Source organism: Flavobacterium tibetense, assembly GCF_003293845.1.
Taxonomy (GTDB): domain Bacteria; phylum Bacteroidota; class Bacteroidia; order Flavobacteriales; family Flavobacteriaceae; genus Flavobacterium; species Flavobacterium tibetense.
The window spans coordinates 123,024-146,845 of the sequence record NZ_QLST01000005.1 but is presented as its reverse complement, the minus strand read 5'-3'; the positions used below and the strand labels follow the sequence as shown (position 1 = coordinate 146,845).

The window sequence follows — 23,822 nt, the reverse complement described above, 5'->3', positions numbered from 1 at the left end:
TTTATTCAATTTAGTACTTCAAATAATGCAAAAGTAGTGCCAAATTAAGTGCGTTGAATCAATTTATAGAAATCGTCTCTGAATTCTTTTTGGTTGAAAACACCACCATATTGTAAGGTAGAAGTAAAACTAGATTCGTCTTTAATTCCTCTACTAGAAACACACAAATGCTCGGCTTCCATTACAATCATTACATTTTCGGTTTCCAAAACCGTTTTTAACTCGTTGAAAATTTGCATCACCATACGTTCTTGTACTTGTGGTCTTCTAGCATAATAATCTACAATACGATTCAACTTGGATAACCCAATAACTTTTCCAGAAGAAACATAACCTACGTGGGCTTTTCCAACAATTGGTAAAAAATGATGTTCGCACGTTGAATTGAAACTTATATTAGCTTCTACCAACATTTTATCATAATGGTACGAATTGTCGAAAACAGATACTTTTGGTTTATTCGCAGGATTCAATCCCGAGAAGATTTCTTTTACAAACATTTTAGCAACACGATGTGGCGTTCCTTTCAAACTATCATCGGTTAAATCTAAACCTAATTCCTTCATGATAATTTCAAAATGGTGCTCAATAACTTCCATTTTTTGATTATCCGTTCGATCAAAAGCATCTGCTCGTAATGGTGTTTCCGCAGAAGTCATTTGATGGTTGTCACCAATAATATCAAATATTTCTTTTTCAATAGTAGTATTCATAGCAATTTTCCCCTTCTATTTTAATTTGGTTTTGTAGTATTTTCTCAGCTTCTCTAATTTTGGAGCAATCACCATTCGGCAATATCCCTGACTCGAATTCAAATTATAGTAATTTTGGTGGTAATCTTCCGCTAAATAAAATTGGGTAGCCGAAGACACTTTAGTCACTATAACTCGGTCGTATAATTTTTCTTTTTCTAGCAATTGAATGTATTTTTCTGCACTTTCTTTTTGCGCAATTGAATGATAAAATATTTCGCTACGGTATTGTGTTCCAACATCAGCACCTTGACGATTTAATGTCGTTGGATCATGGGTACCAAAGAATATTTCCAATAAATCTTCGTAGGCAATTTCACTAGGATTATAAGTAATTTGAATGGCTTCAGCATGACCCGTTGTTCCAGAAGAAATGTCTTTGTAAGTTGGATTAGCAGTTTTTCCACCAATGTATCCTGATACTACTTTTTCAACGCCTTTAACTTCTAAAAATACCGCTTCTGTACACCAGAAACAGCCACCAGCAAATGTGGCAATCGCTTTATTTTGCTCCATAACTATTGGAATTGGTTCTTGATAAGGTTCTGATACAAATTTTAGCTCTTTGGCCGTACAAGCCGAAAAGAAAAAAACCGAAAAAAACAAATGGACTATTCTCATGTGTTTATTTTTTTTGTTTAACAAATATACAAAATAATTAAACAAAATAGCTTTTTTAACTATTTATTATCATTTATAAACGATTTTAAAAAGAGAAAGGATTTAAAAATAACCAAAAACTTTGTTTCTTTGTACAAATTGTTAAAGATGATACGGGTAACGAATTTACACAAACACTACGGAGAACTTGAAGTTTTAAAGGGAATCAACTTACACATTCAGAAAGGGGAAATTGTGGCAATAGTGGGTGCTTCTGGTGCTGGAAAAACAACTTTGTTGCAAATTTTAGGCACGTTAGATCATCCAACTCCTTCAACAAACACCGCTTTAACAATCAACGGAACTAATATTTTAGAATTAAAAGACAGCGCGCTTTCTAAGTTTCGTAACTTAAATTTGGGATTTATTTTCCAATTTCATCAATTATTACCAGAATTTACAGCTTTAGAAAATGTTTGTATTCCTGGTTTTATTGCTAACCGACCAAAAGATGAAGTAGAAGCAGAAGCCATCAAACTATTGGAATATTTAGGATTAGGACATCGCATTGGACACAAACCTAACGAACTTTCTGGTGGTGAACAACAACGTGTGGCAGTGGCAAGAGCTTTAATCAATAAGCCAGCTGTAATTTTTGCCGATGAACCTTCAGGAAATTTAGATACTGCTTCTGCAGAAAACTTACACCAATTATTTTTCAAACTACGAGAGGAACTAGGTCATACTTTTGTAATTGTTACGCATAACGAAACTTTTGCTAATATGGCAGATAGAAAGTTAGTTATGAAAGATGGAAATATAGTAAGTCTATAAATTGACAAGTGATTAAAACAAAATGAAAATAATTTCTATAATATTTCTAACAACGCTTCTCTCATTCATTTATGAAAGTAAAAAATATTCATATTCAAATAATCATTTTTCAGAGACTATTGAGTTAGGAGAAAACAATAAATTTCAATATTCTGCAAAGATACATATGAGATCAAAAATGAAAATTAATGGTTCATATTATATTGTAAATGATAGTTTATTTTTAAATAGTATTCCACAACGTGACAAATTAATAGTGAATGAACAATTTAATAGTAAAAGAAAAAAAGAAAATTGTTTTAATGTTATTGACAAAGATTATTCACTTTTAACATATCACCTTTATATTGAACTAGAGAACGGTAAGAATTTAGTTTTTAGAGATCAATTTGAAAAAACAATTTTCCCGAGAGAGAAAATTAAATCATTTTATTTAATCGATACAAAAGGATTAAAATCATCAACTTATAAAATTAAAGGTCAGAATACTAATTCTTTTCATGTCATTTTTGAAACAAAACGCATATTTGAAAATGAAAGCTGGTTAATTAAAGGAGATTCTATAAAACCCAAAGGATTTGATGGAGTTTTTCAAGAATATTTTTTAAGTAAAATTGATTAATTTCATAAAATCTACAATAACTAATTATTATAATATTTTTGAATTTAAACACCAAAACTAGCTTTTAAAACAAAAATGACACAATCTGAGTTAAAAGAATTTCTAGACGAAAAGGTAGAATTATACAACCATCCCAATTTCATTGAGAGTGATCCAATTCAAATTCCGCATCAGTTTTCTAGTAGGGAAGATATTGAAATTGCTGGCTTTTTGGCAGCAACTATTGCTTGGGGCAATCGTAAAATGATAATCAACAATGCCAAAAAAATGATGGATTTGATGGGAAGTTCGCCTTATGATTTTGTGATGTCGCATTCTGATATACAATTGGAATCATTGGAAAATTTTGTTCATCGTACTTTTAATGGGAAAGATTTTGTAGGATTTATTAAAGGATTACAACACATTTATAAAAATCACAACGGTTTAGAAGCGGTTTTCTCGAGAGAAAATCCCACAATGCAACACACTATTTCCGAATTTAAACAGTTATTTTTTGAAATTCCACATTTAGCACGAACAGAAAAACACATTTCTGATCCTATGAACGGTTCGGCAGCTAAACGCATCAACATGTATTTGCGTTGGATGGTAAGAAATGATAATAAAGGTGTTGATTTAGGTATTTGGAAAAGTATTACTCCTTCAAAGTTATCTTGTCCACTAGATGTACATTCAGGAAATGTAGCTCGAAAATTACTATTGCTAACACGAAAACAAAATGATGCCAAAGCCTTAGCAGAATTAGACCAAAACCTAAGAAACTTAGACCCAAATGATCCTGTAAAATATGATTTTGCTTTATTTGGATTGGGCGTTTTTGAAGGGTTTTAAACAAAAAATCCTGTCGAAACAGGAATTTTGTGGAGAAGATGGGGCTCGAACCCACGACCTCTTGACTGCCAGTCAAGCACTCTAGCCAACTGAGCTACATCCCCGATATAAAGCAAAGATAAACATTTTTTTCAAAGTCGGGATGACTGGACTCGAACCAGCGACCCCTAACACCCCATGCTAGTGCGCTACCAACTGCGCCACATCCCGAATTCGGAAGCAAATGTATACTTTTTACCTCTTAAAAAAAATAGTTTAACACCTATTTTTGTAACATTTTTCTTCGCATGGCGTCTAGTATTAAAAACAAACTATTTTGGAAACTATACTAACCATTCGCAAACTCAACAAAAGATTCAACAAATACGTTCATGCTGTGAAAGATGTTTCTTTTGAAATTCACAGAGGCAACGTATATGGCATTTTAGGACCCAATGGCTCTGGAAAATCAACTACTTTAGGAATTGTTCTTAACGTAGTAAACAAAACTTCAGGTGATTTTGAATGGTTTGGAGGAAAAGTAGCGACTCACGATGCTTTGAAAAAAGTGGGCGCCATCATTGAGCGTCCTAATTTTTATCCGTACATGACTGCCAAAGAAAATTTGGAATTGGTTTGTAAAATCAAAGGAACTTCATTTGAAAAAGTAGATGAAAAATTAGATCTCGTTGGACTTTTAGAACGAAAAAACGATAAATTCAGAACCTATTCATTAGGAATGAAACAACGTTTGGCTATTGCTTCTGCCCTACTCAATGATCCAGAAATTCTAATTTTGGACGAACCTACAAATGGTTTAGATCCACAAGGAATTCGTCAAATTCGTGATATTATTAAAGTAATTGCTTCACAAGGAACAACTATTTTATTAGCTTCTCACTTACTAGATGAAGTGGAAAAAGTATGTAGTCATGTGGTAGTGCTTCGCAAAGGAGAAATGCTCTATCAAGGAACCGTTCATAATATGTTAGACCAAAACAGTTTCTTTGAACTACAAGCGTCTGACTTGTCTCAATTGAAATCAGTACTTTCAAATCATGCAGAAATTGACCGATTAGAGGAACAAGATGGGAAATTATTGGTATATCCAAAAAAAGAAATGGCCGCTAGTGAACTAAATGCTTATTTATTCCAAAATAACATTGTTCTAGAACATTTGGTCAAAAGAAAAAACAGTTTGGAAGAGCAATTCCTAGAACTAACCAACAACAACTAAAAACATGAAACGATTACTTTCTATAGAATTTCAGAAAATTTGGAAAAACAAAGCCAGCAGAGTTTTAGTACTCACCTATTTTGTATTGCTAAGTTTTATCGCTTTAATTTCATCTATTAAATTTAGCATTGGTACTTTCGAAATTCGAATTGCAGACCAAGGGATTTTTAACTTCCCATACATTTGGCATTTTAACACCTATGTTGCCGCGTTTTTTAAGATTTTTTTAGCCATAGTTATTGTTTCTATGATGGCAAATGAATATACGTATGGCACACTGAAACAAAACTTGATTGATGGTTTAAGTAAAAAAGAATTCATCCTTTCAAAATTTTTGGTAGTCGGAACTTTCGCATTAGCATCAACATTTTTTGTGTTTGTAATGTCTTTAATCTTAGGTTATTCTTTTTCTTCCTATAATGAATTAAGCATCGTTTTCTCTGATTTAGAGTATATTTTTGCTTTTTTCATCAAATTGTTTGCCTTTTTCTCTTTCTGCTTATTTTTAGGGATTTTAGTCAAGAGAAGTGCTTTTGCTTTAGGATTTTTATTTGTTTGGTTTGTAGCTGAAAACATCTTTTATTGGATAGTAAAATTTGTAATTCTTGGTGGTAATGATAAAACCAAAAACTTCGGAGATACTATTATTCAGTATTTCCCAATTGAATCAATGAGCAATTTAATCAAAGAACCTGTAACCAGACTAAATGCAATCAAAACAATTGAAAATGCAATGGGTGGCGCTCAAAATGTAAAAGATTATAGCATTCATTTTTCCCAAATTAGCATTGTATTGGTTTGGACAATTATATTTATTTTAACATCTTATTACATCCTAAAAAAGCGAGATTTGTAGTACCTTTGCGGTCGCTATGAAGTTTTTAAAACAATTTTTATTTCTATTAATCGCTCTTTCATTTTCAAATCGTGCTTTTGCGCAATACATAACCGTTGATGAAGGATTTACAGCTCAACAATTAGTTGAAAATGTTCTAATTAATAGTACTTGCGCTTCCGTTTCTAATGTAACAGTTGCTGGAGGAAATTTTGCTGATGGCTCAAAATCCTGGGGTTTTTTTAATGGAAATGGCTCTAGTTTCCCTTTTCAAAACGGAATTATATTAGCCACTGGAAAAATTAGTAATGCTCCTGGACCCAACACTTCCCTATCAGACGATGGCGGCAATATGGGTTGGGAAGGCGACCAAGATTTGAATCAAGCACTAAACTTTAGCAATACTTTCAATGCAACTGTTTTAGAATTTGACTTTATTCCTTTGGGAAACAAGATTAGTTTTGAGTTCATTTTTTCTTCTGAGCAATATTTATCCAATCCAAATTCAAACCAATGTAACTTTACGGATGGATTTGCTTTCCTTTTGAAGGAAACAGGAACGTCGCAACCCTATCAAAATTTAGCTGTAATTCCGGGAACCAATATTCCTGTAAAAGTGAATACGGTTCGCGGTCCAGGAACCATTTGTCCGCAAGCCAATGCGCAATACTTTGATGCTTTTAATGGCGATGAACATCCAACAAATTACAACGGACAAACAAAAGTACTAATTGCACAATCAGACGTAACTCCAGGCGTACAATATCATATCAAATTAGTTATTGCTGATGAAGGCAATCACAGATTTGACTCCGCCATTTTCCTTGGCGGTGGAAGTTTTAATTTTGGAATTAATCTAGGAGAAGACAGATTAATTGCTAGTGGAAATCCAGTTTGCGAAAATGAAACTGTAGTTTTGAATGCAACCTCAATTGGCGCACAAAGCTACCAATGGAAATTAAACGGAATTCCTTTAGCTGATGAAACTAATGCAACATTAACATTAAGTCCTCCATTTAATCCAGCTTTACAAGAAGGAAGTTATTCGGTAGATATTATTTTTAGTCCAACTTGCACAACTTCAGCAGCAATTGAAATAGAATTTGCACCAGAGTTACTAATTAATCAATCCTTGTTTCAAGAATGTGATACTTTAGGAGAACAAGACGGTTTTACTGCTTTTAATCTTGCATCAATTGCGCCTGAAATTTTCCAAAATTTACCTAGTAATTATCAAATTCAATTTTTCGATAGCCCAACTAGTACAACACCTTTAAATCCTAATTTCATCAACACAGTTGTTAACCTTCAAACCATTTACGCCAAAATTACAAATGTTCAAGGTTGTTACCCTGTTTTTCCTATTCAATTACAAGTAAATAGTTTTAGTCAAGATATCAGCGATGTAACATTGGAAATTTGTAATGGAAACACCATCCAATTAAATGCGGGAAGTGGTTTTGCCTCATACAATTGGACTACCAATGAAAATTCGCAAATAATAAGCGTTAATTCACCAGGAATTTACACCGTAACTTTAGAAAACAATCTTAATTGTACGGTAACAAGAACATTCACGGTTGTTGGTTCAGGAATAGCAACAATTGAAAACATTGAAGTTACAGATTTTTCTTCATCCAATTCAGCAGTAATTGAAGTGAGCGGTATTGGAAGTTATGAATATTCTTTGGACGGAATTAATTACCAAGACCAACCCTTATTTACCAATTTAGAACCAGGTGAATACACCGTTTACGTTAATGATAAAAACGTCTGCGGATTAGTCACTGAAACATTTTACATACTTGATTATCCCAAGTTTTTTACTCCAAATGGTGACGGTTATAATGATATTTGGCAAATAAAAAATTTAGATAAAAGAGGTTTCGAAAATGCTAAAATTACTATCTTTGACCGTTATGGAAACCTGATTAAACAAATCAATAATCCAAATGATTTTTGGGACGGAACACTAAGAGGAAACAACTTGCCTTCTCAAGATTATTGGTTTGTATTAGCACTTCCAAATGGAAAAACAATACGAGGACATTTTTCCTTAATTCGATAACTACATTAGACTAAAAATCGGAATTCGGTATGGCTTTTGTAGTTGCTAAAAAAACTAAAAAGCATGTTACAACAGAACGATTTAAATGCCATTCAAAAGCTTTTAGAATCACCAAAAAAAATCACAATAATTTCGCACCGAAATCCCGATGGCGATGCCATGGGTTCGTCTTTAGCATTGTTGCATTTTTTAAAACAACTTCAACACGAAGTAACGTTTATTTCTCCTAACGAATTTCCCGATTTTTTAGCTTGGTTGCCTGGCACTAATGAAGTAGTTATTTTTGAAAGAGAATTTGAAAAAGCATTTAAAATACTTACTACGAGTGATTTAATTTTTACTCTGGATTTTAATGCTTTACATCGCACAGGTGATGCCATGCAAAAAACATTGGAAACCCTTGAAGTACCAATGATAATGATTGACCATCATCAAGCACCAGATGCTTATCCTATTTTTACTTTTTCTGATACTAGTTATGGTTCTACTTGTGAAATGATCTATGATTTCATTAATGCATTGGATTACAATAATTTAATCAATAAAGAAGTAGCTACCTGCATTTACACAGGCATTGTTACTGATTCGGGCAGTTTTAGATTTCCAAAAACAACGGCAAAAACACATCAATGTGTAGCCAACTTAATTGAAAAAGGCATTAATAATAGTGAAATTCACAATTTATTATTTGACAACGCTAATTACAATCGTTTGCAATTATTGGGTAGAGCTTTACAAAACATGGTTGTGCTTCCTGAATACCAAACATCCTATATTTCCTTATCTCAAGAAGAACTCAACACATTCAAACATGAAAAAGGAGATACAGAAGGCATTGTAAATTATGGCTTAAGTATTAAAGGAATTGATTTCACCGCTATTTTTATTGAAAATAAAGACGAAGGTATCGTAAAGATATCGTTTCGCTCACAAGGCAGTTTTGATGTGAATCAATTTGCGAGAAATTATTTCAACGGAGGTGGTCACATCAATGCAGCAGGTGGAAAATCTTTTTTATCTTTGGAAGAAACTATCCAACAATTTATTAGTATTTTAGCGAAAGAAAAAACAAGAAAATGAGAGTAATTATTGCCATTATACTTCTAGGAATTACCATCGTAAGTTGTTCAAAACAACAACCAAGAAAACCAAAATCGAAAACGGACAATACCTTTATAAAAGAATCCATTGAACGTAACAAAATTCTTATTGCTGAAGAAGAAAAACTAATTGAAGCGATTATAGAAAAAGACACCTTACAACAATACATAGCATCTACTAAAGGATATTGGTACAAATACGAAAACAAAGTCGAAGCCGAATCACCACTTGCTCAAAAAGGGGATATTGCTTATTTTGAATATGAAGTTCGCGACTTGGACAACAAAATTATTTATACCAAAGAAGAATTAAAGCCCCAAGAGTATTATGTAGATAAGGAAAACATAATGATGGGACTTAGAGATGGCATTAAACTAATGAAAAAAGGAGAAAGCATCACTTTTATTTTTCCTTCTCATATGGGGTATGGCTATCATGGCGACAACAATAAAATAAGCACAAACGAACCCTTAATTTGTACAGTAACTTTAACCGATTTAAAAAAAAATCCAAAACCTAAAAACTAATTTCACATGAAAAAAAATGCTTTTTTAATACTTTTATTCAGTTTTATTTTAGTCTCTTGTAATGAAGAATATAAAAATCTTGAAGATGGTATTTACGCAGACATTCTTACTTCAAAAGGGAATATTATACTAAAATTGGAATATGAAAAAACGCCAATTACTGTTGCAAATTTTATCAGTTTAGCAGAAGGAAAAAACGATTTTGTAACTGATGAATTTAAAAATAAACCTTTTTATGATGGTTTAAAGTTTCACCGTGTAATCGAAGACTTTATGATTCAAGGTGGTGATCCAATGGGCGACGGTACTGGAGGACCAGGTTATAAGTTTAATGACGAAATTCACCCTGATTTAACTCATAATAAAGCAGGAATTTTATCAATGGCTAACGCTGGCCCTGGAACCAATGGAAGTCAATTTTTTATCACACACAAAGAGGTTCAAAAATTAGATGGAAGACATACCGTTTTTGGGGAAGTTATTGAAGGAATGAATGTGGTAAACGCTATCGTTCAAGATGATAGTATTGAAAAAATTACAATCATTAGAAAAGGCAGCAAAGCTAAAAAATTTGATGCTGTTAAAACTTTAAAAGAGTATTATAGTAAAGAAGCTGCAATTCAAAAAGAAAACGAAAAAAAAGCAGCAGCTGCTAAAGAAACTAAAAGTAAAGAAATTCAAGAGCTAATTGCCTCTGGAACTAAAACCAAATCAGGTTTACTATACAAATACATCAACAAAGGTGAAGGAAAAAAACCTGCAAATGGAACAGAAGTTTATATACATTATGCAGGATTTTTAGAAACTGGGGAGTTGTTTGACACTAGTTTTGAAGCTATAGCTAATCAACATGGAAAGTTAGACAGAAACAAAGCTGCTGCCAATGCTTATCGTCCTTTTCCATTTCCTTATGGTAACAAACAAGGTTTAATTCCTGGATTCATTGAAGCTTTGGATATGATGAATTTTGGTGACCGAATATTAGTTTTTATTCCCTCTAGTTTAGGCTACGGTAGTCAAGGTGCTGGAAACGTAATTCCGCCTAATACCAATATTATTTTTGAAATTGAATTACTAGAAACCATGCCAAATCAATAATCCCATGAATAAAATCTTGACTCTACTTGCTTTGATTTGTGTTTTCTCTGTAAACGCACAAAAAAAGAAACAAGTAGACGGTTTATACTGTCAAATTGAAACTTCTAAAGGAACAATAACTTTAACTTTAACTTTTGAAAAAACTCCTATTACTGTTGCTAATTTCATTAGTTTAGTCGAAGGAAAAAACGATTTTGTTGCCGCAGAATTTAAAAACAAACCTTTTTATGATGGCTTGAAGTTTCACCGTGTCATCGAAGACTTTATGATTCAAGGTGGTGATCCGTTAGGAGATGGAAAAGGCGGACCTGGTTATAAGTTTAATGACGAAATTCATCCTGAATTAAAACATAGCAAGGGCGGAATTTTATCAATGGCTAATGCTGGCCCTGGCACCAATGGCAGTCAATTTTTTATCACACACAAAGCAACACCTTGGCTAGATGGAAAACATACCGTTTTTGGAGAAGTTGTAGAAGGAATGGATATAGTAAACACTATAGCTCAAGGTGACAGCATTGAAAAAATTATAATTATTAGAAAAGGTAGCGAAGCTAAAAAATTTAACGCTTTTAAAACTTTCAAAGAATATTACAGTAAAGAAACTGAAATTCAGAAAGAAAACGAAAAGAAAATAGCAGTTGCAAAGGAAATTAAAAGTAAAGAAATTAAAGACCTGATTACGTCTGGAACTAAAACTAAATCAGGTTTAATTTACAAATACATCAACAAAGGTGAAGAAAAAAAACCTGCTAATGGAATAGAAGTTTACGTACATTATGCAGGATTTCTAGAAACCGGAGAGTTATTTGACACTAGTTTTGAAGCTATCGCAAATCAACATGGGAAATTAAACCCAAACAAAGCTGCTGCCAATGCTTATCGTCCATTTCCATTTTCTTATGGTAACAAACAAGGTTTAATTCCTGGATTCATTGAAGCTTTGGATATGATGAATTTTGGTGACCGAATATTAGTTTTTATTCCCTCTAGTTTAGGCTACGGTAGCCAAGGCGCTGGAAATGTAATTCCACCTAATGCCAATATTATTTTTGAAATTGAATTGTTAGAAACCATGCCAAACCAATAATCCCATGAAAAAAATCTTATCTATAATTGCGCTAACTTGTGTTTTCTCTGTAAACGCTCAAAAAAAGAAACAAGCTGACGGTTTATATTGCCAAATTGAAACTTCTAAAGGATCAATAACTTTAGCCTTAACTTTTGAAGAAACTCCAATAACTGTAGCAAATTTTGTTTCCTTAATTGAAGGAAAAAATACGCAAGTTGATGAAAAATTCAAAGGAAAACCTTTTTATAACGGATTGAAATTTCACCGTGTAATTGCTAACTTCATGATTCAAGGTGGTTGTCCAGAAGGTAATGGAACTAGTGGCCCAGGTTATAAATTTGTTGATGAATTTCATCCCAACTTAATCCACAATAAAGCTGGTGTTTTGTCAATGGCGAATTCAGGTGTAGGAACAAATGGAAGTCAGTTTTTTATTACTCATAAAGACACTCCTTGGCTAGATGGAAAACATACCGTTTTTGGTCACGTTGTTTCTGGACAAGAAGTAGTTGATAAAATAGCCCAAGATGATGTAATTAATTCCATGACTATCATTAGAAAAGGAAAAGCTGCCAAAAAATTCAAAGCCGAAAAAGTATTCGCTGCTTATTTTTCTGCCAAAGAAAAAAATGATCAAGCACAAGTAGAAAAAAACAAAGTTGCTGTTGAAAAAATGAACGCTTTAAAAGAAGCTGAAAAGAAAAAACAAGCCGAAATTGAAGCCCAAAAAGAAAAAGAAAGACAGGCAGCTATCGAGAAAGAATTTGCCAATGCTTCAACCACTCCAAGTGGATTAAAATATATCGTGATCCAAGAAGGAACAGGAAACTATCCTGTAGCAACAAGCAATGTAAAAGTACATTATACAGGAATGCTACTAAATGGGAAAATTTTCGATAGTAGTGTACAAAGAAGAAATCAAACCATAGATTTTGGATTAAACCAAGTAATTCCAGGTTGGACAGAAGGTGTGCAATTAATGAAAGAAGGAGCCAAATATAAATTTTTAATTCCATCCAATTTGGCTTATGGAGAAAGAGGCGCTGGCGGCGTAATTCCTCCTAATGCGGATTTAATTTTTGAAATTGAATTGATTAAAATAAACCAATAAAAAATGCCTCAATTGAGGCATTTTTTATTTTATTAACTATTCACTTCTTGATATTTCTTATTGATAAATTTTATAATGTAAAATAAAAACAAATAACCAAAAATCAATAAAAACATACTCAGTATTAAATATTCATGAATTAATGCATATTTCTTTATGTATCTCTCCAAAAAAACAAATAGAATTATTCCTAACAAACCTGATATTCCAACAACTATTTTATCAAATATTTGTATTTTTTGATATATCATGAATAGTATATAGATAATAATCAAAATTAACGGCACATAAACTGTAAACCAAAAATATTTTACTATTTTCTGATGAAAGTTTTCCTCAGCAAAATCCAAATACCTAAAATAAGAATCAGAAAAAACTAAAATTACCAAAAATAAATTGCTCAAAATACCTCCTAAAAAAAACAACTTAAGAGAATTTGAAATTATATTAATTACTAATTTCATTTTTAATCAATAATCTAAAGTTAGAAACAATAACAAAAGTACTTAAAACTTCCAATCAAAGTCATCGTCTTTTTCTTTGAAAACAGCACCTAGCTCAATTTTAAAAACCTGTCCATAATCAACATTTACGAACATCCAATTCTCTTCAGAAAAATAATTTTCAGTTCCTTCAACCAACTCAGTTTCTAACTTAGTTATCTTATTTGTAGCTAATAACGATTTAACTTCTTCCCAAGTTTTTCCAATAAATGTTTCACCAAATAAAGTCAAATTTGGATGTTGCGCTATGATATATCCCAAACGCATTTCCTCTTCATCATAAAAAGTCAAACGCATTTTTTGTTGGTTATAAACATAAACAATATTATCTTCCTCATCTACATATTGGGAACTTGGCTTGCCATAAAGAGCTTCTACATCCTTTTGCTTCATTCCAAAAAGCAATTGGTCAATTCCGAATTTTAATTTTACTTCCATCATACTATTTTATAAAAAATCCCGACTTTCATCGGGATTCAAATTAATTATATTTTAAAACGTTTTCTGTCGTTTTCTGTCAAATAAATTTTTCTTAAACGAATAGATTTTGGGGTTACCTCAACATATTCATCTTTTTGAATGTATTCTAAAGCTTCTTCCAATGAGAAAATAATCGGCGGAATAATTCTTGCTTTTTCATCATTTCCAGATGAACGTACGTTAGACTGTTTTTTAGCCTTAGTTACGTTAATACACATATCATCACTTCTGCTGTTCTCTCCAATTACTTGACCTTCGTAAATTTCAGCATTCGGTTCAATGAAGAATTTACCACGATCTTGCAATTTATCGATAGAATAAGGAATTGCTTTTCCATTTTCCATAGAAATTAACGAACCGTTGTTACGTCCTGGAATTGCTCCTTTGAAAGGTTCGTATCCAATGTAACGGTGCGACATAATAGCTTCACCTGCAGTAGCTGTTAACAATTGATTTCTCAAACCAATGATTCCACGAGATGGAATATTGAATTTGATAATCATACGATCGCCTTTAGCTTCCATTGACAACATTTCTCCTTTACGGATTGTTACGAATTCAACCGCTCTACCTGAAAGATTTTCTGGTAAATCGATCGTTAATTCTTCAATTGGTTCACATTTTTGACCATCAATTTCTTTGATAATTACCTGTGGCTGACCAATTTGTAACTCATAACCTTCTCTTCTCATTGTTTCAATAAGAACCGACAAGTGAAGAACTCCACGACCAAAAACCATGAATTTATCAGCAGAATCCGTTTCACCTAACTTCATCGCTAAGTTTTTCTCTAATTCTTTATTCAGACGATCTCTAATGTGACGTGATGTTACAAATTTACCTTCTTTACCAAAGAAAGGCGAATCGTTAATGGTGAACAACATACTCATCGTAGGCTCATCAATAGCAATAGTTTGTAACGCTTCTGGATTTTCAAAATCAGCGATAGTATCACCAATTTCAAAACCTTCAATTCCGATAATTGCACAAATATCTCCAGCAACTACTTCATCTACTTTTTTACGTCCAAGACCTTCAAAAGTATGTAATTCTTTAATTCTTGATTTAATTACTTTACCATCTCTTTTTACCAAAGATATTGGCATTCCTTCTTTTAAAACACCTCTTTCTAAACGACCAATCGCAATACGACCTGTGAATGAAGAGAAATCTAAAGAAGTAATTAACATTTGAGGTGTTCCTTCAGATACTTTAGGAGCTGGTACATTTGCCAAAACCATATCTAATAAAGGCTCAATATTATCTGTTTGGTTTCTGAAATCATCAGACATCCAGTTATTTTTAGCCGAACCATAAACCGTTGGGAAATCCAATTGCTCTTCTGTAGCACCTAATTCAAACATTAAGTCGAAAACTTTTTCATGAACTTCTTCTGGCGTACAGTTTTCTTTATCTACTTTATTGATTACAACGCAAGGTTTTAATCCTAAGTCAATTGCTTTTTGTAATACGAAACGTGTTTGAGGCATTGGTCCTTCAAAAGCATCTACTAACAAACAAACACCATCAGCCATATTCAATACACGCTCTACTTCTCCACCAAAATCGGCGTGACCTGGAGTGTCGATAATGTTGATTTTTGTTCCTTTATAAGTTACAGAAACGTTTTTAGAAGTAATTGTAATTCCTCTTTCACGCTCTAAGTCATTATTATCTAAGATTAAATCTCCTGTGTTTTCGTTTTCACGAAACAACTGACAATGGTACATAATTTTATCAACCAAAGTAGTTTTACCGTGGTCAACGTGTGCAATAATTGCGATGTTTCTAATAGAAGTCATTTATTAATTTTTTGAAGGTGCAAAGGTAATCTTTATTTTGATAAAAACACTATAGTAATCAACACTTTAGTTAAAATAATGATTATTTAATGTAAAAAAAAAAAGCCCTCATAATGAGAGCTTTAAAATATTTTAAACATTGACTTACAAAGAAGCAACATGTTTAGTTAATTTAGATTTTAAATTTGAAGCTTTATTATCATGAATGATATTTTTCTTAGCTAATTTATCAATCATAGAAATTACAGTTGATAATTTAGCAGCCGCTTCAGCTTTGTCAGTAGCTAAACGAATAGCTTTGATTGCGTTACGAGTAGTTTTGTGTTGGTATCTATTTAACACTCTTTTTTTCTCGTTACTTCTAATTCTTTTTAAAGCAGATTTATGATTTGCCATTTTGTTCTTTTTTTAATTGTAATAATTGTTATAAACTACTAGTTAAAAAAGAAAAACCTCCCACATTCGCCTAGGCGAACACTTTGGTTTTAACTAATAAAACAATAACCGAGACACCAATCATTATTTTATAAAACTTATTTACAACTAATTTGTAGCCCGTAGGGGAATCGAACCCCTCTTACCAGGATGAAAACCTGGCGTCCTAACCGATAGACGAACGGGCCATTAAGCTTTTTTATTCAGTATTTCAAAAATTGTAGCCCGTAGGGGAATCGAACCCCTCTTACCAGGATGAAAACCTGGCGTCCTAACCGATAGACGAACGGGCCATCACATATCATTTCTGTAATGCGAGTGCAAAGATAAACACATTTTTTATTTCTGCAACACCTTCAATAATTTTTTTTATCTTTTTTTTGGTCTTTTTTAATAAGCCTTTGCAAATAAGACTCTTCCAATAGAAGATTTCCCTGAAAATACGCAACTTCCAGCCTCTTCTACTCTATCTAAAGCGATGCATCGAATAGTTGCTTTGGTCAATTCTTTAATTTTTTCCTCCGTTTCGGCTGTACCATCCCAATGAGCAGCAATAAAACCACCTTTCGTTTCCAATACTTCTTTGAATTCTTCAAATGAATTTACTTCAGTTATATGTGAATCTCTATATTTCAAAGCTTTTGTAAACAAGTCGTGTTGAATAGTTTCCAATAAATTTTGAATGTAATTCACAACGCCATCTTTAGCAATAATTTCTTTAGTCAACGTATCTCTTCTTGCTACTTCATAAGTTCCATTTTCTAAATCTTTAGGCCCAACAGCAATTCGAACTGGAACTCCTTTTAATTCCCATTCCGCAAATTTGAATCCTGGTTTTTGAGTAGTTCTATTATCGAATTTAACAGAAATTCCAATTTTTCTAAACGCAGCTACCAATTCACTCACTTGGTTTGAAATTGTATTAAATTCGTCTTCAGTCTTGTAAATTGGCACTACCACAACTTGGATAGGTGCTAAATTTGGAGGTAATACCAACCCATTATCATCTGAATGTGTCATTACCAACGCTCCCATTAATCGTGTAGAAACCCCCCAAGATGTTCCCCAAACATATTCTTGTTTCCCTTCTTGGTTAGCAAATTTTACATCAAAAGCTTTAGCAAAATTTTGACCTAAAAAGTGTGAAGTTCCCGCTTGTAAAGCTTTTCCATCTTGCATTAAAGCCTCAATACAATAGGTTTCATCTGCTCCAGCAAAACGTTCTGTCTCCGTTTTTAATCCCTTAATAACTGGAATTGCCATAAAATTTTGAGCAAAATCAGCATACACATTCATCATTTTTTCAGATTCCTCAATCGCTTCCTGACGTGTGGCATGTGCCGTGTGTCCTTCTTGCCATAAAAATTCTGCTGTTCTTAAAAACAAACGTGTTCGCATCTCCCAACGAACCACGTTAGCCCATTGGTTAATTAATAATGGTAAATCTCTATAGGATTGCACCCAACCTTTATAAGTTGACCAAATAATTGCCTCACTAGTTGGACGAACAATCAACTCTTCTTCTAATTTTGCATTAGGATCAACCATTAGCTTTCCTTTGTTATCTGGATCGTTTTTCAATCTATAGTGCGTAACAATTGCGCACTCCTTTGCAAAACCTTCTGCATTCTTTTCTTCTGCTTCAAACATACTTTTAGGTACAAAAAGAGGAAAATAAGCATTGCTATGTCCGGTTTCTTTAAACATTCGATCTAATTCTGCTTGCATTTTTTCCCAAATTGCATAACCGTACGGCTTAATAACCATACATCCTCTAACTCCTGAATTCTCCGCTAAATCAGCCTTTACGACCAATTCGTTATACCACTTCGAATAATCTTCTGCTCTTTTTGTTAAGTTCTTGCTCATTTTTAAGGTTTTGGCACAAAAATTGTTTAATTTTATTTTAACTAAATAGTTCGACAAAACTAACTATTTTTGTAATGTCCAACAATAAAAAAACGCGTTATGAATTCGAAACTAACATTTTTAAGCAAATTTAGCCAATTTCCACTACTTGGAATTTTAGGCTTCTTCGTCGTTTCATGCGGATCCTATCAAAATTCATCTTATTACGATAACGATGGTGTTTATGGCTCTCCTGAAAGACCAATTAATAGAAATAACAATCAAACTCCAGAACAAACTGCTTCAGGTGAAAGATATGCAAGTCAATTTAGAAGTATGCAAAATGATTTTGGATACTTCACCGATGTTGATAATTACACCTCTGAAAGTGACACTGTTGTTACCGTTTATGACCGCAACTACAACGAAAACACCAATAATTATGCGGGTTGGGGAAACAATGCTAGCAATGTAACCATCAATTATTATGACAATTGGGGATGGAATGGCTGGGGTGGAGCTGGCTGGGGAATGGGCTGGGGAATGGGTTGGAACTCATGGAATAGTCCTTGGGGCTGGAATGGCTGGGGAATGGGCTGGGGTGGCGCTGGCTGGGGAATGGGCTGGAACAATTGGTACGGAGCCGGTTGGGGCTGGAATAACTGGTATGGCGGCGGTTGGGGTTGGAATAATTGGAATCATCCTTATGGTAATGGAAGAAATGTAGCCTACAACAATGGACCTAGAGGTAACAACTCTGGTTACAACGGAAACAGAAATAACCACAGAAATAGCAACAATGTAAACTTCAATAGAAGTAATACTAGAAACAACAACACCAATACTACAAACAATACAGGAAATAACAGACCAAGAAATACGTATTCTAATCCTAATAACACTAGCACGCCTCGCAACAATAATAATGCAACTCCAAGAAACCAAAACAATCCTTCACCAAGGAGTTCTGGTGGAACAATTTCTACACCAAGAAGTTCTGGAGGTGGAAGTTTTGGAGGTAGCTCTGGTGGAGGTGGCGGTCGCTCTGGTGGCGGTGGCGGAAGAGGCGGAAGAGGATAATTATTCGTTGATTACATTTTAATTTTTTTGATTTAAAATTATACATATGAAAAAAATATATATAACTATTTTAGCTTTATGTGGTTCTTTTTCTTTTGCCCAAGAATTAACCTCACAAGACGCACTTCGTTACGCCATTGATGACATGAATGGGACGGCAAGATTTAGAGGAATGAGTGGGGCTTTTGGTGCATTGGGCGGAGATTTATCCTCTATTGCAATTAATCCTGCTGGGTCGTTATTTTTTAACAACAATTTTGCCAGTTTTACGGCTACCAACAACAATAAAAGAACTAATTCTAATTACTTTGGAACTAACACTAAAGATAATTTCAGCACATTAGACCTTAACCAAGTTGGAGTTGTTTTTATTTTTAATGATACAAGAGAAGAAAGTAATTGGAAAAAATTAAGCTTTGCATTAAATTATGAAAACACCAATAATTTTGACAATTCTATTTTTAGTGCTGGTGTAAATTCAAACAACAGCATTGGACAATACTTTTTAAACTTCGCTCAAGGTGTTCCGTTAAATGTATTAGATAACGGAAATTACGGCAATCTTGGTTTTAATGCGCAACAAGCTTTTTTAGGCTATCAAGCCTACCTTTTTGACCCTGTAGACAATAGTGACCCTGGTAATACTGCTTATGTCTCAAATGTACCTGCAGGAGGTAATTATTATCAAGAATATTTTCAAACAACCAATGGTTTTAACGGAAAAGTAAGCGCCAATTTTGCCTCGGCTTATAAAGACAAAATCTTTTTAGGAATGAACTTAAATGTGCATTTTACAGATTATGTTAAAAATTCATCAGTATATGAAAGCAACAACAATAATCCCGATTTAGGTGTTCAACAAATGGTGTTTAATAACCAAATTTACACTTATGGCAGAGGATTTTCATTTAACTTAGGTGCGATTGCCAAAGTTACTGAAGAATTTAGAGTTGGTTTAGCCTACGAATCCCCTACTTGGTACCGATTAAATGACGAGTTAAGTCAGTCTATTTCTGCCTATTCTACTGATGGAGCTGATGAGTTTTTCGACAGGTTTAACCCAAATGTTTTGAATCTTTATCCAACTTATCGCTTACAAACCCCAAGTAAATGGACTGGAAGTGCAGCTTATATTTTTGGAAACAAAGGCTTAATAAGTGCTGATATTGCATCCAAAGATTATAGCACAACAAAATTTAACCCTTCTAATGAACCGTTATACAGAAATTTGAACAACCAAATGAATCAAGAACTTGCAAATGCCGTTGAAGTAAGAATTGGAGGAGAGTATAGAATTAAACAAACAAGTTTAAGAGCTGGATACAGATACGAACAAAGTCCTTATAAAACTTCAAATTATATAAGTGATTTAACCGGATTTTCACTTGGAGCAGGCTACAATTTTGGTGAAAGTCGATTAGATTTATCTTTTGCAAACAGTCAGCGCTTTTTCAACCAAAGCTTAATTAGCTCAGGAATGAACGATACTGCAAGAATTAAAAACACGAACAACAATATTACAGTTACGTATTCAATTAATTTTTAAAAGAATATTTTTTTTTATAAGAACCACTTTGTAATCGAAGTGGTTTTTTTATGCCCAAACCTCAACTTCTAACCCCGATGGGAGCAACACCTTGTAAAGCAGACAGCGGCCTTTCAACATAGCCCTAGATGACGAACAATTAAAAAAACGCCTAGTACTGGTGCTTCTACTAATAATTTTGTGTAATTTTGCACCTCAAATTTAAAAGCATGAGAACCAAATCGTTAAAGAAAAATAAAATCAATGTAATTACTCTGGGCTGTTCTAAAAATGTTTACGACAGCGAAGTCTTAATGGGGCAATTAAAGGCGAATGGCAAAGAAGTTGTACATGAACAAGAAGGCAACATTATTGTAATTAACACCTGTGGTTTTATTGATAATGCAAAGGAAGAATCGGTAAATACTATTTTAGAATATGCTGATAAAAAAGAACAAGGTTTGGTAGACAAGGTTTTTGTAACTGGCTGTTTAAGCGAGCGTTACAGACCTGATTTAGAAAAAGAAATTCCGAATATTGATCAATATTTTGGCACAACTGAGTTACCACTTTTGTTAAAAGCATTAGGCGCTGACTACAAACATGAATTGATTGGGGAACGCTTAACCACAACCCCGAAAAACTATGCCTATTTAAAAATTTCTGAAGGATGTGACAGGCCATGTAGTTTTTGCGCCATTCCTTTAATGCGAGGAAAACATGTTTCTACTCCGATTGAAAATTTGGTTATTGAGGCAGCAAAATTAGCTAAAAATGGTGTAAAAGAATTGATTCTTATTGCCCAAGATTTAACCTATTATGGATTAGATATATACAAAAAAAGAAATTTAGCCGAGTTATTAGAAGCTTTAGTAAAGGTGGATGGCATCGAGTGGATTCGTTTGCATTATGCATTCCCAACTGGATTCCCTATGGAAGTATTGGAATTAATGAAAAACGAGCCTAAAATTTGTAATTATATTGATATTCCGTTACAACATATTTCAGATAGTGTTTTAAAATCAATGCGAAGAGGAACAACGTATGAAAAAACCACTACTTTATTAAAAGATTTTAGAAAAGCAGTTCCTGAAATGGCTATTCGAACAACTTTAATTGTAGGCTATCCTGGAGAAACCGAAGAAGATTTTCAAATTTTAAAAAATTGGGTTCAAGAAATGCGTTTTGAGCGTTTAGGCTGCTTTGCTTATTCGCATGAAGAAAATACACATGCTTATTCTTTAGTTGACGATGTTCCAAGTGAAGTAAAACAACAACGTGCTATGGAAATTATGGACATTCAAGCACAAATTTCATGGGATCTGAATCAAGAAAAAATTGGCAAAGTTTTCAAATGCGTAATTGACAGAAAAGAAGGCACGCATTTTGTAGGTAGAACAGAGTTCGATAGTCCAGATGTAGATAATGAAGTCTTAATTGACGCCACAAAGTTTTATTTAAAAACTGGAGATTTCGTAAATTTAAAAATCATTGACGCAACAGAGTTTGATTTGTATGCGGAACCAATAAATTAATCATTATGAAGACATTACTTTTACTTTTAGTTACTTTATTTTCATTATCATCCTATTCTCAGGTCGATAGAAGAGTTGGACAAGGGCAATACAAAAGACATTATAAGCAGAAAAATATTGAAGAAATAAATGATGAAACGCTAACAAAACTTAATAAAGAATTGAATTTAGATGGCTTTCAAGAAGCTGTAGCAAAAAATTTAATTGCTGACTTTAATAAGTCTGCTAAAGAGGTAAAAGAAGCAGAATCTTTAAAAAATGAAGAGAAATCGGAATTGTTAATTGGACTAGCCGAAAAATTTAAATTCAAACTTTTTGAAATCTTAACTGAAGAACAAAAAAGCAAATACAATGCAATGCTTTCAGGTGAGAACAAAAAAAAGAAAAAATAGCAAACTTCACATGATATAAGTCATAAAATAAACGGTAATCTATTGGTAATTTTGAGAAACATTAAAACCAATTCAATATGATTACCAGACACAATTTAACTAAAGATTTTCCAGAATTTACAGAAAAAATTCATGATTTGAAAATGAACAATGCGCACTTCAAAAAACTTTTTGAAAGTTACGACGAATTGGATCATGAAATCTACAGAATTGAAACTGACACAGAACCTTCTTCTGATGCAACGCTGAATCAATTAAGAACAGAAAGAGTGCGATTAAAGGATGAAATTTTCAACTTTCTATCGAACAATTAAAAATAAAATAACCGCTACTAAAGCGGTTATTTTATTTAATTCAAAACTCTATTTATTTGAACAAATCTTTTCTTGTAATATTCCTCATTGATGGATGAAATTATTACTCCAGAAGAAGTTGAGGAATGAATAAACTTAATATCGTTTTCGGTTATTTCAGTAATTAAACCTACATGGCTAATTCTACTTCCTCTAGTTCTAAAGAAAATCAAATCGCCTTTCTGTGCTTTTGATTTGTGAATTTTAATACCAACATTTGCCATTTCATGAGAAGATCTTGGCAATTTCACATTCGCTTTCTCAAAAGTGGTACATACCAATCCTGAGCAATCAAAACCATTTGAACTTGTTCCGCCACTTCTGTATGGCGTTCCTAAATTTTGAGAAGCCGTTGATATAATAAAATCCGCTTTAAAGGTATTATCTAAAGACATTGGAGTCACATCAACAATTTCTTTTGTATCTGTTTCTTCAACAAAAACGGCTAAAGAATCATCTTCTGATTCTTCTTCACTTACCAAATTCTCATTTTGAACAACTATTTCATTTGGTTTTGAATTAGCAATTCCTGTTTTTAGCACCAATTGAAAACCAACAGGTAAATTAGAAACAATCTCAGGATTCAACGCTTCCAATTCTGTAATTGTTAAACCATATTTTTTTGCAATACCAAACTTAGTTTCTTTGGGTTGAACTATATGAAAATCAACATCATTACCAATTGAATTCGTTGTTGAAGCTACTGCGACTTGAGAAGATTCAATTGGTTTTAAATTAATTTTTGCACCAATTTGCAATCCTCTATCATTTAAATTCGGATTTCTTTCTTTTAGTTTACCAATACTGATATTGTGCTTTTTTGAAATGCTAAAAAGTGTTTCTCCTTTTTGAACAATGTGCTCTTCTACTCCTACAACATCTTTCGCTTTTTGCTTGTTATTTTTGCTCTTATTCGGAATAAGTATTATTGAATTCAACTGTAAAACAGCATCTTTAACCTTAGGGTTTAATTGGTAAATATCAGCTTCCGTAACTTTATATTTTTTCGCAATTGCATAAATTGATTCCCCAGAAACCACTTTGTGTTTGATAGTTTCTTGAGAAAAAACGAATGTAACTGAAAAGAAAAAAAGAAAAAATAACTGTTTTTTAAAAATCATAATGAATGGCTTAACCTATATGAAAGTGCAAGATAAAAAAAACTCCCTATTTTACTAGAGAGTTTAACATTATTTTAT

The 23,822-nt window shown here is 33.0% G+C and carries 24 protein-coding genes and 4 tRNA genes; 16 read left to right on the top strand and 12 right to left on the bottom strand.

Annotation, left to right across the window (positions count from 1 at the left end; genetic code table 11):
• Positions 1-44: 44 nt before the first annotated feature.
• On the bottom strand, positions 45-713 hold the full coding sequence (gene folE / locus DPN68_RS05570) for a GTP cyclohydrolase I FolE (RefSeq protein WP_113988654.1): 669 nt from the start codon (positions 711-713) through the stop codon (positions 45-47).
• A gap of 15 nt (positions 714-728) precedes the next feature.
• Positions 729-1,268 (bottom strand): peptide-methionine (S)-S-oxide reductase MsrA, encoded by a 540-nt coding sequence (gene msrA / locus DPN68_RS05565; protein WP_204673660.1) that lies wholly within the window; start codon positions 1,266-1,268, stop codon positions 729-731.
• 252 nt (positions 1,269-1,520) lie between these two features.
• On the opposite strand from msrA, the gene DPN68_RS05560 reads away from it, so the two are divergent.
• The 3 genes from DPN68_RS05560 (at position 1,521) to DPN68_RS05550 (ending at position 3,642) form a co-directional block, all read left to right on the top strand.
• On the top strand, positions 1,521-2,186 hold the full coding sequence (locus DPN68_RS05560) for an ABC transporter ATP-binding protein (protein WP_113988652.1): 666 nt from the start codon (positions 1,521-1,523) through the stop codon (positions 2,184-2,186).
• A 22-nt stretch (positions 2,187-2,208) separates the two neighbouring features.
• The gene (locus tag DPN68_RS05555) at positions 2,209-2,808 is read left to right on the top strand and encodes a hypothetical protein (protein ID WP_133256570.1); all 600 of its coding nucleotides are present in this window, start codon (positions 2,209-2,211) and stop codon (positions 2,806-2,808) included.
• Between the two features lie 75 nt (positions 2,809-2,883).
• The gene (locus DPN68_RS05550; RefSeq protein ID WP_113988650.1) at positions 2,884-3,642 is read left to right on the top strand and encodes a TIGR02757 family protein; all 759 of its coding nucleotides are present in this window, start codon (positions 2,884-2,886) and stop codon (positions 3,640-3,642) included.
• A gap of 30 nt (positions 3,643-3,672) precedes the next feature.
• Here the strand turns inward: DPN68_RS05550 and DPN68_RS05545 are convergent.
• Together DPN68_RS05545 and DPN68_RS05540 are read right to left on the bottom strand one after the other, a co-directional pair.
• Positions 3,673-3,746: transfer RNA gene (locus DPN68_RS05545), tRNA-Ala, on the bottom strand.
• A 33-nt stretch (positions 3,747-3,779) separates the two neighbouring features.
• Positions 3,780-3,852, bottom strand: a tRNA-Pro gene (locus DPN68_RS05540).
• Between the two features lie 106 nt (positions 3,853-3,958).
• On the opposite strand from DPN68_RS05540, the gene DPN68_RS05535 reads away from it, so the two are divergent.
• The 8 genes from DPN68_RS05535 to DPN68_RS05500 all read left to right on the top strand — a co-directional run bounded on the left by DPN68_RS05535 (position 3,959) and on the right by DPN68_RS05500 (position 12,670).
• Positions 3,959-4,858, top strand: a complete 900-nt coding sequence (locus DPN68_RS05535) for an ABC transporter ATP-binding protein (RefSeq protein ID WP_113988649.1) — start codon at positions 3,959-3,961, stop codon at positions 4,856-4,858.
• Between the two features lie 4 nt (positions 4,859-4,862).
• The gene (locus DPN68_RS05530) at positions 4,863-5,714 is read left to right on the top strand and encodes an ABC transporter permease (protein ID WP_113988648.1); all 852 of its coding nucleotides are present in this window, start codon (positions 4,863-4,865) and stop codon (positions 5,712-5,714) included.
• Positions 5,715-5,730: 16 nt separating this feature from the next.
• Positions 5,731-7,761, top strand: a complete 2,031-nt coding sequence (locus DPN68_RS05525; protein WP_113988647.1) for a T9SS type B sorting domain-containing protein — start codon at positions 5,731-5,733, stop codon at positions 7,759-7,761.
• Positions 7,762-7,824: 63 nt separating this feature from the next.
• On the top strand, positions 7,825-8,841 hold the full coding sequence (locus DPN68_RS05520) for a DHH family phosphoesterase (RefSeq protein ID WP_113988646.1): 1,017 nt from the start codon (positions 7,825-7,827) through the stop codon (positions 8,839-8,841).
• Positions 8,838-9,389 carry a gliding motility-associated peptidyl-prolyl isomerase GldI gene (gldI, locus tag DPN68_RS05515; protein ID WP_113988645.1) on the top strand — a complete coding sequence of 184 codons (552 nt, stop codon included), beginning with the start codon at positions 8,838-8,840 and terminating at the stop codon, positions 9,387-9,389. The genes DPN68_RS05520 and gldI overlap by 4 nt, the downstream gene beginning before the upstream one ends.
• Before the next feature lie 6 nt (positions 9,390-9,395).
• Positions 9,396-10,487 (top strand): peptidylprolyl isomerase, encoded by a 1,092-nt coding sequence (locus DPN68_RS05510; RefSeq protein ID WP_113988644.1) that lies wholly within the window; start codon positions 9,396-9,398, stop codon positions 10,485-10,487.
• 4 nt (positions 10,488-10,491) lie between these two features.
• Positions 10,492-11,577 carry a peptidylprolyl isomerase gene (locus DPN68_RS05505; protein ID WP_113988643.1) on the top strand — a complete coding sequence of 362 codons (1,086 nt, stop codon included), beginning with the start codon at positions 10,492-10,494 and terminating at the stop codon, positions 11,575-11,577.
• A 4-nt stretch (positions 11,578-11,581) separates the two neighbouring features.
• A complete protein-coding gene (locus tag DPN68_RS05500) occupies positions 11,582-12,670 on the top strand; it encodes a peptidylprolyl isomerase (RefSeq protein WP_113988642.1) in 1,089 nt (362 codons plus the stop codon).
• Between the two features lie 32 nt (positions 12,671-12,702).
• Here DPN68_RS05500 and DPN68_RS05495 read toward each other — a convergent pair whose 3' ends face one another.
• The 7 genes from DPN68_RS05495 to proS all read right to left on the bottom strand — a co-directional run bounded on the left by DPN68_RS05495 (position 12,703) and on the right by proS (position 17,759).
• The gene (locus DPN68_RS05495; RefSeq protein ID WP_113988641.1) at positions 12,703-13,134 is read right to left on the bottom strand and encodes a hypothetical protein; all 432 of its coding nucleotides are present in this window, start codon (positions 13,132-13,134) and stop codon (positions 12,703-12,705) included.
• 42 nt (positions 13,135-13,176) lie between these two features.
• Complete coding sequence (locus DPN68_RS05490; RefSeq protein ID WP_239987023.1) at positions 13,177-13,614, bottom strand: hypothetical protein; 438 nt, start codon at positions 13,612-13,614, stop codon at positions 13,177-13,179.
• 44 nt (positions 13,615-13,658) lie between these two features.
• On the bottom strand, positions 13,659-15,455 hold the full coding sequence (gene typA / locus DPN68_RS05485) for a translational GTPase TypA (protein ID WP_113988640.1): 1,797 nt from the start codon (positions 15,453-15,455) through the stop codon (positions 13,659-13,661).
• 144 nt (positions 15,456-15,599) lie between these two features.
• Positions 15,600-15,851 (bottom strand): 30S ribosomal protein S20, encoded by a 252-nt coding sequence (rpsT, locus tag DPN68_RS05480; protein WP_113988639.1) that lies wholly within the window; start codon positions 15,849-15,851, stop codon positions 15,600-15,602.
• 155 nt (positions 15,852-16,006) lie between these two features.
• Positions 16,007-16,078: transfer RNA gene (locus DPN68_RS05475), tRNA-Glu, on the bottom strand.
• A 33-nt stretch (positions 16,079-16,111) separates the two neighbouring features.
• Positions 16,112-16,183, bottom strand: a tRNA-Glu gene (locus DPN68_RS05470).
• Between the two features lie 97 nt (positions 16,184-16,280).
• Complete coding sequence (gene proS / locus DPN68_RS05465; RefSeq protein ID WP_113988638.1) at positions 16,281-17,759, bottom strand: proline--tRNA ligase; 1,479 nt, start codon at positions 17,757-17,759, stop codon at positions 16,281-16,283.
• Positions 17,760-17,858: 99 nt separating this feature from the next.
• On the opposite strand from proS, the gene DPN68_RS13095 reads away from it, so the two are divergent.
• The 5 genes from DPN68_RS13095 to DPN68_RS05440 all read left to right on the top strand — a co-directional run bounded on the left by DPN68_RS13095 (position 17,859) and on the right by DPN68_RS05440 (position 22,584).
• A complete protein-coding gene (locus tag DPN68_RS13095) occupies positions 17,859-18,818 on the top strand; it encodes a hypothetical protein (protein ID WP_133256569.1) in 960 nt (319 codons plus the stop codon).
• Between the two features lie 46 nt (positions 18,819-18,864).
• Entirely contained in the window at positions 18,865-20,364 is a 1,500-nt protein-coding gene (locus DPN68_RS05455) for an OmpP1/FadL family transporter (protein ID WP_113988636.1), read from the top strand.
• A gap of 209 nt (positions 20,365-20,573) precedes the next feature.
• On the top strand, positions 20,574-21,878 hold the full coding sequence (rimO, locus tag DPN68_RS05450) for a 30S ribosomal protein S12 methylthiotransferase RimO (protein WP_113988635.1): 1,305 nt from the start codon (positions 20,574-20,576) through the stop codon (positions 21,876-21,878).
• A gap of 5 nt (positions 21,879-21,883) precedes the next feature.
• The gene (locus DPN68_RS05445; protein WP_113988634.1) at positions 21,884-22,270 is read left to right on the top strand and encodes a hypothetical protein; all 387 of its coding nucleotides are present in this window, start codon (positions 21,884-21,886) and stop codon (positions 22,268-22,270) included.
• Between the two features lie 77 nt (positions 22,271-22,347).
• On the top strand, positions 22,348-22,584 hold the full coding sequence (locus DPN68_RS05440; RefSeq protein ID WP_113988633.1) for a YdcH family protein: 237 nt from the start codon (positions 22,348-22,350) through the stop codon (positions 22,582-22,584).
• Between the two features lie 35 nt (positions 22,585-22,619).
• Here DPN68_RS05440 and DPN68_RS05435 read toward each other — a convergent pair whose 3' ends face one another.
• Positions 22,620-23,744: a C40 family peptidase gene (locus DPN68_RS05435; protein ID WP_113988632.1), complete on the bottom strand. Its 1,125-nt coding sequence runs from the start codon at positions 23,742-23,744 to the stop codon at positions 22,620-22,622.
• Positions 23,745-23,822 lie beyond the last annotated feature (78 nt).

Bases quoted from the DNA above. Each gene is read 5' to 3' on its own strand.
- gldI (WP_113988645.1), top strand. From the start codon at position 8,838: ATGAGAGTAATTATTGCCATTATACTTCTAGGAATTACCATCGTAAGT.
- DPN68_RS05555 (WP_133256570.1), top strand. From the start codon at position 2,209: ATGAAAATAATTTCTATAATATTTCTAACAACGCTTCTCTCATTCATT.
- DPN68_RS05530 (WP_113988648.1), top strand. From the start codon at position 4,863: ATGAAACGATTACTTTCTATAGAATTTCAGAAAATTTGGAAAAACAAA.
- DPN68_RS05500 (WP_113988642.1), top strand. From the start codon at position 11,582: ATGAAAAAAATCTTATCTATAATTGCGCTAACTTGTGTTTTCTCTGTA.
- proS (WP_113988638.1), bottom strand. From the start codon at position 17,759: ATGAGCAAGAACTTAACAAAAAGAGCAGAAGATTATTCGAAGTGGTAT.
- typA (WP_113988640.1), bottom strand. From the start codon at position 15,455: ATGACTTCTATTAGAAACATCGCAATTATTGCACACGTTGACCACGGT.
- DPN68_RS05445 (WP_113988634.1), top strand. From the start codon at position 21,884: ATGAAGACATTACTTTTACTTTTAGTTACTTTATTTTCATTATCATCC.
- DPN68_RS05490 (WP_239987023.1), bottom strand. From the start codon at position 13,614: ATGATGGAAGTAAAATTAAAATTCGGAATTGACCAATTGCTTTTTGGA.
- DPN68_RS05510 (WP_113988644.1), top strand. From the start codon at position 9,396: ATGAAAAAAAATGCTTTTTTAATACTTTTATTCAGTTTTATTTTAGTC.
- DPN68_RS05440 (WP_113988633.1), top strand. From the start codon at position 22,348: ATGATTACCAGACACAATTTAACTAAAGATTTTCCAGAATTTACAGAA.
- DPN68_RS05505 (WP_113988643.1), top strand. From the start codon at position 10,492: ATGAATAAAATCTTGACTCTACTTGCTTTGATTTGTGTTTTCTCTGTA.
- DPN68_RS05560 (WP_113988652.1), top strand. From the start codon at position 1,521: ATGATACGGGTAACGAATTTACACAAACACTACGGAGAACTTGAAGTT.
- rpsT (WP_113988639.1), bottom strand. From the start codon at position 15,851: ATGGCAAATCATAAATCTGCTTTAAAAAGAATTAGAAGTAACGAGAAA.
- DPN68_RS05550 (WP_113988650.1), top strand. From the start codon at position 2,884: ATGACACAATCTGAGTTAAAAGAATTTCTAGACGAAAAGGTAGAATTA.
- DPN68_RS05525 (WP_113988647.1), top strand. From the start codon at position 5,731: ATGAAGTTTTTAAAACAATTTTTATTTCTATTAATCGCTCTTTCATTT.
- DPN68_RS13095 (WP_133256569.1), top strand. From the start codon at position 17,859: ATGAATTCGAAACTAACATTTTTAAGCAAATTTAGCCAATTTCCACTA.
- DPN68_RS05435 (WP_113988632.1), bottom strand. From the start codon at position 23,744: ATGATTTTTAAAAAACAGTTATTTTTTCTTTTTTTCTTTTCAGTTACA.
- DPN68_RS05520 (WP_113988646.1), top strand. From the start codon at position 7,825: ATGTTACAACAGAACGATTTAAATGCCATTCAAAAGCTTTTAGAATCA.
- msrA (WP_204673660.1), bottom strand. From the start codon at position 1,268: ATGGAGCAAAATAAAGCGATTGCCACATTTGCTGGTGGCTGTTTCTGG.
- DPN68_RS05455 (WP_113988636.1), top strand. From the start codon at position 18,865: ATGAAAAAAATATATATAACTATTTTAGCTTTATGTGGTTCTTTTTCT.
- folE (WP_113988654.1), bottom strand. From the start codon at position 713: ATGAATACTACTATTGAAAAAGAAATATTTGATATTATTGGTGACAAC.
- DPN68_RS05495 (WP_113988641.1), bottom strand. From the start codon at position 13,134: ATGAAATTAGTAATTAATATAATTTCAAATTCTCTTAAGTTGTTTTTT.
- rimO (WP_113988635.1), top strand. From the start codon at position 20,574: ATGAGAACCAAATCGTTAAAGAAAAATAAAATCAATGTAATTACTCTG.